The 1,812-nt window shown below is 72.1% G+C and carries 3 protein-coding genes; all 3 read right to left on the reverse strand.

Annotated features, from left to right (window positions below):
• Positions 1–479, reverse strand: a 479-nt coding sequence (locus tag Q7W29_00560; protein ID MDO9170305.1) for an outer membrane beta-barrel protein, incomplete at its 3' end; no start/stop codon positions are given.
• A gap of 153 nt (positions 480–632) precedes the next feature.
• Positions 633–1,604 (reverse strand): ATP-binding cassette domain-containing protein, encoded by a 972-nt coding sequence (locus Q7W29_00565; protein ID MDO9170306.1) that lies wholly within the window; start codon positions 1,602–1,604, stop codon positions 633–635.
• The coding region (locus Q7W29_00570) for a hypothetical protein (GenBank protein MDO9170307.1) at positions 1,601–1,812 on the reverse strand (212 nt) is incomplete at its 5' end. The genes Q7W29_00565 and Q7W29_00570, both read right to left, overlap by 4 nt.

Below are 1,812 nucleotides of genomic sequence, written 5' to 3' on the forward strand. Positions count from 1 at the left end.
TGCAGGGAGACCTTGCGGCTCAGCATCACGTGGACGCCGCCGCCCAGGGCCATGCCCGGGCCCTCGGCCTTGTAGAGCAGGTCGGCCTGCTGCGACTCTACGGTGAAGCCGCCGAGACCGCCAAACACGTAGGGACGGATCTTCTGCCCGGCCCGGAACAGGTAGACGGCATCGAGGGTGCCGCCGCCGACCTGGATCTTGACGTCCGGGTCGCTGGTCTCGTGCTCGGCCGCGGCGGCGAACAGGCGCAGCTGGAAGTTCGGCGTGAACAGGTAGCCGATCTGCAGGCCGACGCCGGGGGCCGTCTCCTCGATGAGGAGGTCGGCGGCGTCCTCGTTGGCGCCGACAGTGCTCGAGACGGCGTCGAAACCGAGCAGCCAGCGGCCGCCGAAGTCGTAGTCGGCGGCGGATGCAACGGCGGCGAACGCGGTCAGCAGGAAGAGCCCGGCCAACGTGCGGGACGGTCTGCGGGTGTCCATGACATGACCCTTTCAGCGGGTATGGCGTCCGGGCCGTGAGCCCGGAACATCTCGTGCATGCAGACGCCGCCGGCCGCACGCGACCGCCGACGGGGACGGACCAAGGCCGGATCATGGCACTTCCGGGGAATCCGCGTCAATCGGCAGGCTGGTTCAGATCACATCCAGCCTCTCCCCCCGCCGCAGCCGCCCCCGCAGTTCCATCAGCCGCGCGTCCAGCGCCCGCAGCTCCACGAGGTTGGCGCGCTCGGCGTCGCTGGGCTCGACCACGGCGCGCATCGCGCCGCCGCCGATGACCACGCGACGGTCGCCCATCAGGGCGAGGATCGGGTCGTGGGTGGCCATGAGCACGATCTTGTCCTGGCCGACGAGCACCTCGAGGGCCTTGCGGCGGTCGATGCCGGCGTTCTCGATCTCGTCGATCAGCACCACCGGCGAGTGCGAGAGCACGGCCGTGTCGGCGATCATCAGCGCGCGCGACTGGCCGCCCGAGAGGCTGGTGACCGGCGTGTCCAGGGCGAAGGGCTCGCCCGCGAGCGCGTTGGCCTCCCGCCAGATACGGTCGACCTTGGCGGGGATGTCGTCGGCGCGGCGGCTCTCGGCGTGCAGGGCCAGGAAGTCGCCCACGCCCATGTCGATGACGAAGTTCATGTTCTGGCTGAGCTGGGCGACGAGCTTGCGGTCGCCACCGGCGCGCCAGCGCTCGTCCCCTTCGCGGCCGTCGACCAGGACGCGACGGCCGGTCGGCGTGTCGCCGCGGGCCACCCACTCGATGTCAGCCAGCAGGCGGCTCTTGCCCGAGCCGGTCGGCCCCACGATGCAGACGACGTCGCCCTTGCTCACCGTCAGCTCGCGCACCGGTTCCGGCTCGCCGCGCTTGTCGCGGCCGCCCAGGACCGTGATCGCGCCGACGGTCTCCTCCTCGGCGGACAGGAAGGCCTCCATCTCGGTCAGGAAGGCCGCGAGGTCCGCGAGCAGCGCCGCGTCGCAACAGTCGGCCAGCGCCGCGGCGGGCGCCTCGGGCAGCTCCAGGCCGCGCTCGCCCAGGAAGCGCTCGGCGTACGGCCACCGTTCGCGCAGGGCGCCCACGGTTGCGCCGCGCAGCAGGTCCAGGTGCGTCATCACGCCCCCTCCCCGCCGCTGAGCGGCGCGCCGCGCTGGCGGTCGGCGTCGACCTCCAGGTTCGCGCCGGCGGTGCCGAGGTCGATCTTGCGCACGTTGCCGAGCTGGTACTGCGCGCCGATGCGCGTCTCGCCCAGGCAGTAGCTGCACAGGGCGGCGGGCATGCTGAAGCGAAGGCGCCGGCCTTCGACCGTGTCGACCTCCGCGCCCT

The organism is bacterium (assembly GCA_030654305.1).
Taxonomy (GTDB): Bacteria; Krumholzibacteriota; Krumholzibacteriia; order LZORAL124-64-63; family LZORAL124-64-63; genus PNOJ01.